The organism is Pantoea sp. X-Soil-TKNS-1280, from assembly GCF_059730475.1.
In genome coordinates this window covers 1960003-1972137 of record NZ_AP035962.1, presented here as the reverse complement: position 1 = coordinate 1972137, position 12135 = coordinate 1960003, and the positions used below count along the sequence as shown (strand labels likewise).

Here is a 12135-nt window from a genome sequence, read left to right as displayed (position 1 = left end):
CATAATGAAAATAGCTTTACTGCGTCAGGCGCTGTGGCTGGCGTTGCCTGCGGTGTTCCCCTTACCGTTATTGGCAGCGGATGATGCCAGCAACACCATGGTGGTCAGCGCCACTCCCGCCGGTTCTGGTTTATCCGAACTGGATACGCCCGCGGCGGTCAGCGTGGTTTCTGGCGAGGATATGCGCCACGCGGCCCCGCGCGTTAACCTGTCTGAAAATCTTTATGGGGTGCCCGGTCTGCAAATCCAGAACCGCCAGAATTATGCCCAGGATCTTCAGATTTCAGTGCGCGGCTTTGGTTCACGCTCCACTTATGGCCTGCGCGGCATTCGCATGTATGTGGATGGCATCCCGGCCACCATGCCGGATGGTCAGGGCCAGACCTCAAACGTTGACATCGGATCGATCGACCACGTTGAAGTGCTGCGCGGCCCCTTTTCCGCGCTGTATGGCAACTCGTCCGGTGGCGTGATCAATGTCGAAACCCAAACCGGCCAGCAGCCCACCACGCTGGAAGCCAGCAGCTGGTACGGCAGTTACGGCAGCTGGCGCAACAGCATTAAAGCCAGCGGCGCGACCGGCGACGGTACCCATGCCGGGGACGTGAACTACACCCTCTCCGCTTCACGCTTTACCACGCACGGCTATCGTGACCATAGCTCGGCAGAGAAAAATCTCGGTAACGCGAAGCTGGGCGTACGTATTGATGATGTCAGCACTCTGACGCTGCTGTTCAACAGCGTTCATGTGGATGCGCAGGATCCGGGCGGATTAACTGAAGCACAGTGGGAGCAAAACCCGCGCCAGGTGGCGAGCAATGTCACCTTGTACAACGCGCGTAAAACCGTCGATCAAACCCAGGGCGGTCTGCATTATCAGCGTCAGATGAGCAAAAACGACGACCTGAGCGTGATGATGTACGCCGGTGTGCGTGAAACCACTCAGTATCAGTCTATTCCGGCCAGTGCGCAGACCAACGCGGCACATCCGGGTGGCGTGATTTCCCTTACCCGTCATTACCAGGGGATCGACACCCGCTGGACCCATCGCGACACCCTGTTCAGCATTCCGCTCACGGTAACCGGCGGCCTCGATTATGAAACCATGACCGAACGCCGCAAAGGCTATGAAAACTTCACCACCAGTAACGGCGTAACCGATTACGGCGTGATGGGCGATATGCGTCGTAATGAACGCAATCTGATGTGGAATCTGGATCCTTATCTGCAAACAGCCTGGCAACTGACGGATAAGTGGTCGCTGGATGCTGGCGTGCGTTTCAGCACCGTCAATTTTGACTCCAACGATTTCTATATCACCCCTGGCAACGGTGATGACAGCGGCAACGCAACTTACCATCGCTGGCTGCCTGCAGCGTCATTGAAATATGCCATCGACGATAGCTGGAACGCCTATGTTTCCGCGGGACGTGGTTTTGAAACCCCGACCATCAATGAGCTGTCTTACCGCTCTGACGGGCAGTCAGGACTTAATCTCGGCCTGAAACCCGCCACCAGCGATACCGTTGAGCTGGGTACTAAAAAACGTATCGGTTACGGTCTGCTGACCGCCGCTATTTTCCAGACTGATACGGATAATGAAATCGTCGCGGATAGCAGCAGCAACGGACGGACCAGCTATAAAAATGCCGGACAAACCCGTCGTCGTGGTCTGGAACTGGGCCTGGATCAGCAGTTTGGTGAAAACTGGCGGCTGAAAGCGGCATGGACCCTGCTGGATGCGCGCTACCGCAGCAACGCCTGTGGTACGGACAGTTGCGACGGTAATCGCATCCCAGGTATTGCGCGCAACATGGCGTACGCCGGATTGTCATATGCGCCTGAATACGGCTGGTATGCCGGAGCCGATGTGCGTTATATGAGCGATATCGCTGCTGATGATGAAAACGATGTGAAAGCCCCGGCTTACACCGTGGTGGGTCTGAACACCGGCTACAAGTGGCAGGTCCGCGAGAACTGGACGCTGGATGCGTTTACCCGCGTCGATAACCTGTTTGACCGCAACTATATCGGTTCAGTGATTGTTAACGAGAGCAACGGTCGCTATTACGAACCTGCACCCGGTCGTAACTACAGCGTGGGTCTGACCGTAAGCTACGCCTTTCAGTAATTAAAAAAGCGCGAAAAATCGCGCTTTTTTTTCTTGTATTATCCCAGCAGCGCCAGCACATCCGCCGTTGAACCGGTTTCACCGAGGCGCGGGAAAATGCGCTCGACGCTGTTCTGATGCGTATCCGCATTCAGACAGGTCATGGCATCGGTGGCCAGCGTGACGTTGTAACCTAATTCATACGCCTGGCGCGCAGTAGATTCCACCCCGATGCTGGTCGCGATACCGCACACCACCACCTGAGTCACACCGCGTTGCTGCAGCTGCTCGTGCAGGCTGGTGTTGTGGAATGCACCCCAGGTTTTTTTGGTAATGCTGATGTCGCCCGGCTGCGGCGTCATTTCCGGCACCAGTACCGCCCAGTCTGCTGGCAGCTCGCCGCTGTGGCGCACCTGCTCATTACGACCCGGCGCACCGCCAGCCACGTTAACCAGCACGACTGGCAGATCTTTGGCGCGGAATGCATCAGTCAGGCGCGCACACTGTTCGATCACCACTTTCGGATCATGCACCACTGGCAGCGCCACAATCCCATGTTGCAGGTCAATCACAATCAGGGCGGTTTTGGCGTCGAGTGTCGTTAAAGCCATGTTGAGTCCTCTCAGGATTATTAGTCGGCAAGTCGTTGCAGTAAGGGAATAGCGGCCAGCAGCGTTTGCTGTTCCTGCGGGCTGAGCGTCGCCATGCTTTTCACCAGCCAGTCATCACGCTGAGCACGATTCGTTGCCACCAATGCGCGACAGGCTTTGGTTGGATAGTAGCGGGTTTTTCGACCGTCATGCGGATCGGCTTCACCCAGCACCATGCCTGCCGTCAGCAGACTGGCGACTGTCGCCCCCATTGATTGGGTACGCACCCCTTCCGCCTGTGCCAGCTCCGTCACGGTCATCGCGCCATCACGTACCAGATAGCCGAGTACCGCCACCTGCGACCAGGTGAGATCTCCCGGTGGTGCCGATTCACGCAAACGCCTGGCCAGTTTGCCGTTGACGCTACGCAGCGCTGCAGCGGCGCTGTTCAGATCGCTCATGACGACATCTCCCTTACAATGAAACGCGAGTATATAAATACGAAGGTAAACTGTGTAGTTTACCTTCGTATCAATTTGTAAGCCTTATGGCCGACGCGGATAGTGGATCAGGCTGTGAAAGCGCAATGGCGTGCTCTGTGGATTGCGGTAGCTATGTGGTTTATCACCGGCAAACTGGCTGGCTTCACCCGACTGTAAACGGCGCCAGGTACCCTCAACCCCCAGCAGCAACTCGCCTTCGATCACGACCACCTGTTCAATCACCCCCTCTTCATGCGGCGAAGAATCACTTTGCGCCCCCGGCGCTAACGTCACCTCCAGCAGATCAAAACACAGCTGCGCATCGTAGGGCAGCAACGATTTGGCGTGCATCTGTGCATTGCTCTGGCTAAAGGTTGCCGCCATTCCCGGAGGCTGTTCGCTGCGCTGGATAAAGAAGGAAAAAGGGACGTTAAAGCCGGTGGCAATTTTCCACAACGTCGCCACGGTAGGACTGGATTCACCGCGTTCGATTTGGCCAAGCATCGCTTTGCTGACGCCAGTGCGTGCAGCCGCCAGCGTTAAACTCCAGCCATTGGCCTGCCGCAACTGTTTTAGCGCCAGGCTCAGGTGTTGATGCAGATTTTCCATGGGATCTCCTGACAAGCTCGCGCGCAGTGTAGCACTTGTGCGCTATAACGTCCCATGCAACAATGTGCGCTATAACGCACAAAGGACCGCCCTGCATGATAAGCGCCACCACACGCAGCTCGCTTTCGCTGCCCATACTGATTTCAGGCCTGGTTGCCGTACTGATTGGCTACAGCAGCTCGGCCGCCATTATTTTCCAGGCAGCACAGGCCGCAGGGGCAACGCCGGCGCAGATTGGTGGCTGGCTGTCGATGCTGGGAATTGGCATGGGCGTCGCTTCGCTCGGTTTGTCCTTATGGACACGCATGCCGGTGCTGGCGGCCTGGTCAACACCGGGAGCGGCGCTACTGGCAACCAGCCTGCACGGCCTGACGTTGCATGAAGTGGTGGGCGTCTTTGTCTTCACTAACGTGCTGATTGTCCTGTGCGGTGTCACTGGCCTGTTCGCCCGTCTGATGAAATATATTCCGCAATCGCTGGCCGCCGCCATGCTGGCGGGGATCCTGTTGCGCTTCGGCCTGAATACTTTTACCGGCTTACAGGGCAATTTTGCGCTGTGCGGCAGCATGTGCCTGGTATGGCTGTTCAGCCGCCTTTGGCTGCCGCGTTACGCGGTCATCCTGGCGTTGTTCGCCGGTGTGCTGGTGGCGCTGGGTCAACACGCCATCGCCATCCCGTCCCAGGCATTGAGCATCAGCGTGCCACAATGGATTACGCCGCACTTTACTCTCGCGGCGCTGATCGGTGTCGGCATACCCTATTTCCTTGTGACGATGGCGTCGCAAAATGCGCCGGGTATCGCCACGCTTCAGGCGCATGGTTATCAGCCGCCAGTGTCTGCACTCACCGGCTGGACCGGCGCGATTGCGCTGGTGCTGTCGCCGTTTGGTGGCTTTTCGGTGTGTATTGCTGCCATCACCGCCGCCATTTGTATGGGTGAAGAGGTCGATGCCGATCCGTCCCGTCGCTGGATGGCGTCGGCACTGGCCGGATTCTTCTATATCCTGACCGGTTTTACCGGCGCGTTGATCGCTATGCTGCTGAGTGCGCTGCCACAGGTGTTGATCGCCACACTGGCGGGCCTGGCGCTGCTGGGTACCTTGTCCGGTAGCCTGCATCGCGCGCTGGCAGAACCACAACATCGCGATAGCGCAGTGATCGCGTTTCTGATCACCGCCAGCGGCGTATCGATGCTCGGCATCGGTTCCGCCTTCTGGGGTCTGGTCGGCGGTATGCTGACTTATCTGGTGCTGTCGCCGCGCTCCCGCGCTTAAGTTTTCCACAATTTATCGCCCAGCCGGGGAAAACCGCCCTGTTTTCCCCCTTATTTCCGCCGTTTGATTCGCCCGCATTTGGCTTAAGATCACCACCATCGCTAATCACACACGATTTTCTGCCTCAGACATTCACCGATAAGGGCCAACGAGTGGCAAAAACTTTTCTGCGTAGCGGCAATCTCGACGCGGTACTGGCACTGGGTGAGAACGGCCAGCCAGTCTGGGCCTCAGCCCTGCAAATTCGCGAAACCCTGCGGTTGCGCCGCCAAACCACGCTGGCGAACTGCCTCGCCATTCCGCAGCCCAATGAACGCGGCGATCGCCTCGACTGGTACGCGCCGTTCAGCGGCAAAGTGCGTTCGTGGCTGGCGGCCAGCGACCATGAACGTCGCCAGGCACTGGAACAACTCACCCTTAATCAGCAGGATCTCCAGGCTCTGAGCCAGCGTGCACGCGACACCGAGAATCCTGCCATGCGCCTGTTTGGCGCGTTGCTGAGTAAAACCCTGCAATTCCCCGATCAGCAATATGTCTATCTGGTGGACGGCAAACCCGTGATTACTTTCTGGGGCTTTGTCGATCCACAGGCGCGCACGCGTGATGACGCGCTGGCCTGTCTGCGTGACAGCCTCGATGAGCAACTGCCGTCACTGTTGCCGGAACCGCCGCCGGTGCTGGATACGCCGTTGCTGGTGGCAGAACCTGAACCCGAAGCCATCGCCACCGAAGAAGTGCTGCCGGAGATTGTCGCGCCAGAACCGGAGCAGGCAGAAATCATCCCGCCACCGCCTGCGGCAAGTTCATGGCGTCCGTGGTTACTGCTGCTGCCAGTGGCCGTTGCGGCCACCGCCGGTGTGGCATTCTGGCTACACAGTTCGCCGGAAGCGGTACCGCCTGCGGTCGTCCAGACTCCGGCTCCCGTGGTCAGCAAAGCGATTGCTCCGCCTGCGGTACTGGTCCAGGCAGAAAAACTCGCCACCACCCTGCCACAAGCCAGCGCCACGGTCGTCGCCCCTGAACCAGTGCCAGCCGCAGCGGTAACGCCACCAGTCCCGGTGGCTGCCGCTCCGGTTCCTACCGCACCGGCGCAAGCCGACGATTTGGTGATCACCGCTGAAGATGTGCGCGTCGGTTCGGTGCGTTTCCTTGATGGCCGCTGGCGTGTCACCTTGCGCCAGACCAATCTGCCCACCGGCAAGCCACCGAGCCTGCGTTATCAGATCAGAAACGGCAAAGGCACCGCACTGATTACCCAGGGCGATGGTATTCGCTGTAAAGCCGACGTCACCGCTGCCATGACCAGTGCGGGCACCATGGTCGTTCGCAGCCGATACACCGCCAGCTGTAGCGACAAATCGCGCTACCGCATGCCGGAACTGGTATGTAAACAGGGCGATGGCATTGCCAGCTGTGACGCGCAATATGGCGCGGATCAGGTTTTCCCGTTGACGATCAAGCGTGAGAGTAAATAACCATGTTGGCACCCCTCATCGATGACAAACAAAAAATCACGCTGATTGAAGATAGCGGTGTGCAGTTTCTCGATTTTGGCCTGCGTCTGCCTGCGTTGCAGGCGCGCCGCCAGTTTGTGCGCCAGACAGCCAATGGCCCGCTGCTGCGCCTGAACGTTGACGGCAACAGCGGCAAGTTTTTGCTGTATCCGGAAGATGGCAGCGCACCGGAAGTGGTACGCCCCGAATCCGATATTGCGCTGTCCGATTCACTGACGCTGCTCGCCCATCAATGGCTGCCATTACCGGTGTTGCGTTGCACCAGTGGCCGTCGTTTTATTGGTGGCCCGGAAAACTGGGCACGTCTGCACCTGGCTCAGCTGTCACAGCCGGATGCCGCAGGCAATACCCATCGCATCACCCTCGCCTTTGACACCCGACTGGTGGCAGAGAGCGAGGGTGGCGAGCAACTGGGTCTGAGCCAGGCCGATGCGCAGAACGGCGTCAGTTTTGCCCTCGCCTGGCACAACTATGAACTGGGTGAATTCCTCGATCACACCTGGGTTGATGGCTGGCTGCGCGAAACCTTTAGCCAGCAGGTCAGCGCGCTGGAATCACGCCGCGAGCAGGAACTGAATCAGGCGCTGCGCGAATTCGAATATCAGGCGCATTACCTCAACCTGCTGGAACTGCTGGGTGAACAGCTCGATTTGGCAGAAATCACCATTCAGGCGGCCTCCCCCCAGACCCCGGCGGTGAATGTCGATATCATTCTTGATGTCGGCAACTCCCACACCTGTGGCATCCTGGTGGAAGACCACCCGGAAGAGAGCAACGGCCTGCGTCAGACCTATGAGTTACAACTGCGTGACCTGTCTCAACCCCATCAGGTGTACAACGAACTGTTCGACAGCCGTCTGGAGTTCGCCCAGCCCCGCTTTGGCAAAGCCAATTTCTCGCTGGAAAGCGGACGTGAAAACGCCTTTATGTGGCCGTCACTGACGCGTGTTGGCCGCGAAGCCAGTCGCCTCGCGCTGTTGCGTGCCGGTACGGAGGGCAGCACCGGTCTCTCCAGCCCACGCCGTTATCTGTGGGATGAAGCGCGCTATCAGCCTGGCTGGCGTTTCAACGCCAACGGCAGCGGCGACGAGCCACAGGCTACCGCGCTGCCCTTTACCCTGCTGCTGAATGATGAAGGCCAGCCACTGCATGCGCTGGCGGCGGATGACCGCCTGCCGGTATTTTCCGCCAGCTACAGCCGCAGCTCGCTGATGACCTTTATGCTGTGCGAATTACTGGCACAGGCGATGATGCAGATGAACAGCGTGGCGCAACGGCAGCGCATGCCGCAAAGCCAGACGCCGCGTCAGCTGCGTCATGTTATCCTCACCCTGCCTTCCGCGATGCCGAAACCGGAGCGTGAAATTTTCCGTCGCCGCATGCAGGAAGCCATCGCACTGGTGTGGAAAGCGGAAGGCTGGCACCCGGCGGAAGAAGCCTTTACAGCCGAGACGCAGGCCCAAAGCCTGCGCCCGGTGCCAGATGTGCAGATGGAGTGGGATGAAGCCACCTGTGGTCAGATGGTGTGGCTGTTCAACGAAACCCAGGTCAACTTTGCCGGTCGCGCCGAAGATTTCTTTACCAGCATGGCCCGCCCCGATCGCCCGCGTGAAGCCGATGAGCTGCCGGGCAAAAGCCTGCGCATCGCCTCGATTGATATTGGCGGCGGCACGACCGATCTCGCCATCACGCAATATCGTCTTGATGACGGCCAGGGTAACAACGTCAAAATCACCCCACGCCTGCTGTTCCGCGAAGGTTTCAAGGTGGCCGGAGACGACATCCTGCTGGATGTGATCCAGCTGTGGATCCTGCCCGCCTTGCAGCAGAGTTTGCAGAAAGCCGGTCTGCTGCTGCCCGAACCACTGATGAATAAATTGTTCGGCCACGACAGCCGCATGGATGGGCAGGCCACACTGCGTCAGCAGGTCACCCTGCAACTGTTTATTCCGCTGGCGCAGGCGGTGCTGGAGCGTTATGAAAACTGGAACCCGCTCGACAGCCACAGCGAGATCAATGCGCTGTTTGGCGAGCTGGTGCCGCAAAAACCGGGCAGCGCGGTACTGGCGTTCGTCAACGGTGAAATTCAGCGTACCCTCGGCGGTGACAGCCGCTTTGACCTGCTGGAAGTGCCGCTGGTGGTCAGTCTCGCCCAGCTGCATGGCGAATTCCTGCAACATCGGATGGCGATCATCCCGGCGCTGCGTGCCATGTGTGAAGTGGTATCGCTGTATCAATGTGACGTACTGCTCCTGACCGGCCGCCCGTCGCGTTTCCCCGGCATCCAGGCGCTGGTACGCCACCTGCAACCGCTGCCGGGCAGCCGTATTTTGTCGCTGGAAGGCTATCACACCAGCGACTGGTATCCGTTCAACAAACAAGGCCGTATTGATAACCCGAAATCGACCGCGGCAGTCGGGGCCATGCTGTGCCTGCTGGCGCTGGATCTGCGCCTCAGCAGTTTCTGGTTCCGTGCCGGAGATTTCGAACCTTACTCCACCATCCGCTACCTTGGCGTGCTGGATGAAACCCAGGCGCTGAGCGATGACAACCTGTGCTACAGCGAGATCGATCTCGATAACGGGGCCTTCGCGCTGGATCGTAAGAGCAGCTTCCGTATTCGCGGTAACGTCTGCCTCGGCTTCCGCCAGCTGGAAAACGACCGCTGGCCCGCTTCGCCGCTTTACAGCCTGAGTATCACCGACCCGGCGTTAGCGCGCAAAGTGGCGGGTGAAAGCGTGTTGCGGATTAAGCTGGCCGTGCAACCCGGCCCGGATAATGCCGGTCCGGAACGTCTGGTGCTGAGCGAGGCGCGTCTGGATGATGGCAGCCGCATTCCGCTGGAACAACTGAGCCTGAAACTGAACACGCTTTCCGCCACGGGCAATGCGAATGCGCAATACTGGATTGATAGCGGGAGCGTCTGCAAAAAATGAGAACCGCCAAAAAACAGCCGCCAGCCACGCTGGCAAAACGCCTGGGCCTGCTACAGGAAACCCTCGATGGTGCCCTTAACTGGGTGGAACAGCAGCAACCGCACTCCACTCGTCTGACGATGGAAGGCGATACCCTGAGCCTGCAACTGCGGCGCGCCAGGGTGGAAAGCCATGCGCTGGCGCGTCAACTGGCGCGACCGGTGACGCTGGCGTTATTTGGTCAGTCGCAGGCGGGTAAAGCCTGGCTGCTGAGTGAAATGGTCGGCGACGCGCAGGGGCAACTGATGGCGCGTCTTGGCGACAAAACCCTGAACTATTTTCAGCATATCAATCCCGGCAATCTCGATTTTGCCAGCGCCACTCGTTTCAGCCACCAGCGGGAAACCTCATCCAGCGCCTGGCCGCTGGAGATAACCTTGCTCAGCGAGTCAGAGCTGATCCGCCTGATGCTGGCCTGTGCCACCACTGAAGCGCAGCCGGATACCGCCACTATCGATAGCGCTTTGCAACGTCTGCAACGCCATCGTCTCAGTGAACCAGAGCCGGGACTGGAGAGTGATGCGTTAGTCACGCTGTGGGCGTGGAGCCGTCGCTATCATCGTCATGCCGAGGTGCTGGATCGCCACTTCTGGCCGCAGGCGGTCGCCCTCGCCCCGTGGCTGAACGTGGACGACCGCGTGCAGCTGTTCGCGTTGCTGTGGCCGGGACAAACGGCACTGAGCGAAAGCCTGCGCAGCCTGATGCACCTGCGTCATCAGCTGCGCCACGCGCCGCGCGTGCTGGCCCCGCTCAGCCTGCTGGTGGATGACGCGTCATTGCCCGCCGAGAAACTGATTGCCAGCGATGCCGACCTGCTGGAGATGATCGAGGTGTGCCCGATCGTCGCCAATCGCGTCGGCAAAGCGCAGCAGGTGCCGCTCGGACTGCTGGCCCTGCTGACGCTGGAAATCACCATCCCGCTCAGTTCGACACCACGTCAGGCGTTGTATGATGAAGCCGATATGCTGGAGCTACCGGCACCCGGCACGCCAACGGACCGTGCGCAGCTTGACGATCGCCAGCGCCTGCAAACGCGTGATGCACTGCGCGCCAGGTTACTGGAACAAAAGCGCGCGCTGCTGCCGGGTTTTTACGCTGCACGGCAGGATATCGACCTGTTGTTGATTTGCACCGCCGCCAGCCAGCGTCAGGATGCCGATCTCGCCAGCCAGGCATTACGCGAATGGCATTTGCACCAGCCGATCCCTGCCAGCGGTGAGAAACCGCGCCTGATCTGGGCCATCACCCCTTACGATGCCCGCCATCAGCAAATCAATGTGGATGAAGCAGTGCAACGCCAGATTGGGCAACCCGGCCAGAGCTGGGGTTCGATGCTGGCGCTGGACCGTGCTGGCGTTGATCGCATGGGCAGCTGGTTGCAGGATGAAATGCAGCCGGACGCACGTCGCGACCGCCTGGCGCTGCAACTCAGTGCGCTGCAACAAAAACTGGTGGACCGCCTGCAGCCCTGGACGGAAGCCAGTGCCACGCCGGAACAGGCAGCACGCAAACAAACCATCGCCGATACGCTGCTGAAATGTCTGCAACATCGTACCGGTCTGCATGGTGAATTGCTGGAGCGTCTGCAACCGTCACGTGACGCGGTGCGTCAGTTGTGGCTCAGCCAGAACAGCGGCGGCACACAGCAAAAGACGCAGGCCACCCCCGCCGGACAAAGCTATTTCGGTATCGGATTTGAGTTCGATCTGTTTAAAGACGAGCCGGTCACCGCCAGTGAACCACGCCATCACAGCAGCCCGAACGATAAGCAATTTCCGCAGCAGGTCTTTGCGTTGTGGCTGGATCACCTGCGCCAGTTGCCAGAAAGTCGTAGCCTGCTGGCACTGCTTAACGTCGATAAACCGACGCTGGAGTTGCTGGTGGAGGAGTTGATCACCGCCAGCTTCCGTCATCAGATGCTGAGTAAGCTACAGACGGCACTGAATGAGCCGGATGCACAGGCCAGCGCACATGAGGCGCGTACCGATCGTCAGGTTTCGCGTGCCATGACGGTGCTGGGGGATTTTGTCGCCTGGCTGGGCTTTTTGCAGCGCCCGGAAGCGGAGCGTCCGGCAAGCCGGGTCAATCGCGGCCAGACTATTTTTGCCCGTCCACCCGCGCCCAGCGTCAGTTTCTCGTCAGGTCAGCGCCTGACGCGACTCTCTGCCGCACCGGCTAACCACACCGCCTATTACATTTATGACTGGCTGGTGGGGCTGAACAGCGTGATTGTCGAGAATAATGGCTACACCGGCGGGGGCGACTTACCTGCCAGCGCCCGCCAGACGCTGGCTATTATGTTGCTGCCACTGCACGCTTAATCGCGCACCAGGCGCAGCTCACCTGCCAGCTGCGCCTCGGCCTCTTCCAGCAACGCCAGTACTGGCGCAAACTCCACGCTGGATGCATCGAAATGGCGTAAATGCAGCGTCGCGGGCAGCGCCATGCCGCCCGTCAGCCAATCCCATAACGCGTCGAGATTATTACCGAAGGCAAACGGGCAATGAGTCTGGTGCGCCAGCGCGTGATAGAACGCCTGACGATCGGGCAGTCGGTGGAAATCAAAGGTCAGCGTCAGCAT

General features: G+C 59.3%; 9 protein-coding genes. 5 read left to right on the top strand and 4 right to left on the bottom strand.

The window, feature by feature from the left end:
• Positions 1–4: 4 nt before the first annotated feature.
• Positions 5–2131: a TonB-dependent receptor PqqU gene (pqqU, locus tag AC6I8X_RS09230; RefSeq protein ID WP_497840941.1), complete on the top strand. Its 2127-nt coding sequence runs from the start codon at positions 5–7 to the stop codon at positions 2129–2131.
• 38 nt (positions 2132–2169) lie between these two features.
• Here pqqU and AC6I8X_RS09225 read toward each other — a convergent pair whose 3' ends face one another.
• The 3 genes from AC6I8X_RS09225 to AC6I8X_RS09215 all read right to left on the bottom strand — a co-directional run bounded on the left by AC6I8X_RS09225 (position 2170) and on the right by AC6I8X_RS09215 (position 3791).
• Positions 2170–2721 (bottom strand): isochorismatase family protein, encoded by a 552-nt coding sequence (locus AC6I8X_RS09225; protein ID WP_313683516.1) that lies wholly within the window; start codon positions 2719–2721, stop codon positions 2170–2172.
• A 20-nt stretch (positions 2722–2741) separates the two neighbouring features.
• The gene (locus AC6I8X_RS09220; RefSeq protein WP_313683515.1) at positions 2742–3161 is read right to left on the bottom strand and encodes a MarR family winged helix-turn-helix transcriptional regulator; all 420 of its coding nucleotides are present in this window, start codon (positions 3159–3161) and stop codon (positions 2742–2744) included.
• An 84-nt stretch (positions 3162–3245) separates the two neighbouring features.
• Complete coding sequence (locus AC6I8X_RS09215) at positions 3246–3791, bottom strand: helix-turn-helix domain-containing protein (protein WP_497840940.1); 546 nt, start codon at positions 3789–3791, stop codon at positions 3246–3248.
• Between the two features lie 95 nt (positions 3792–3886).
• Here AC6I8X_RS09215 and AC6I8X_RS09210 point away from each other — a divergent pair, with 95 nt between their 5' ends.
• The 4 genes from AC6I8X_RS09210 (at position 3887) to AC6I8X_RS09195 (ending at position 11875) form a co-directional block, all read left to right on the top strand.
• Entirely contained in the window at positions 3887–5065 is a 1179-nt protein-coding gene (locus AC6I8X_RS09210) for a benzoate/H(+) symporter BenE family transporter (protein ID WP_497840939.1), read from the top strand.
• A 152-nt stretch (positions 5066–5217) separates the two neighbouring features.
• Positions 5218–6540, top strand: a complete 1323-nt coding sequence (locus tag AC6I8X_RS09205) for an SrfA family protein (protein ID WP_497840938.1) — start codon at positions 5218–5220, stop codon at positions 6538–6540.
• A 2-nt stretch (positions 6541–6542) separates the two neighbouring features.
• On the top strand, positions 6543–9515 hold the full coding sequence (locus tag AC6I8X_RS09200) for a virulence factor SrfB (protein ID WP_497840937.1): 2973 nt from the start codon (positions 6543–6545) through the stop codon (positions 9513–9515).
• A complete protein-coding gene (locus AC6I8X_RS09195) occupies positions 9512–11875 on the top strand; it encodes a virulence factor SrfC family protein (protein WP_416412580.1) in 2364 nt (787 codons plus the stop codon). Before AC6I8X_RS09200 ends, AC6I8X_RS09195 begins: the two co-directional genes overlap by 4 nt.
• Here AC6I8X_RS09195 and AC6I8X_RS09190 read toward each other — a convergent pair.
• A complete protein-coding gene (locus AC6I8X_RS09190) occupies positions 11872–12135 on the bottom strand; it encodes a barstar family protein (RefSeq protein WP_497840936.1) in 264 nt (87 codons plus the stop codon). The genes AC6I8X_RS09195 and AC6I8X_RS09190 overlap by 4 nt on opposite strands.